At 57.6% G+C, this 269-nt stretch carries 1 protein-coding gene; it reads left to right on the top strand.

Going from position 1 to position 269, the window contains the following annotated elements:
* The coding region (locus V0R37_RS22265) for an AMP-binding protein (RefSeq protein ID WP_420376576.1) at nucleotides 1-269 on the top strand (269 nt) is incomplete at both ends.

The following is a 269-nucleotide window of genomic DNA, read 5'->3' as shown; positions in this document are numbered from 1 at the left end:
ATGACGCCGTGCTGGCAGCGCTGCCCTTGTACCACTCGGCGCAAATGCACGTGTTTCTGATGCCTGCGCTACTGCTGGGAGCGCCCGTCATTCTGCTGGAAGCCCCCCTGCCGGAAAGCTGCCTGGCTGCCATTTCACAGCACCAGATCAGCTCTTTTTTTGCCCCTCCTACTGTGTGGATCAGTCTGTTACGGCACCCTCACTTTGATCAGTACGATCTCTCGAGCCTTAGAAAAGCCTATTACGGGGCCTCCATAATGCCGGTGCCG

Origin of the sequence: Pollutimonas rozaliensis, assembly GCF_048751585.1 — a bacterium.
In the GTDB taxonomy this organism is placed as follows: domain Bacteria; phylum Pseudomonadota; class Gammaproteobacteria; order Burkholderiales; family Burkholderiaceae_B.
This window is presented reverse-complemented; position numbering and strand designations above follow the sequence as displayed.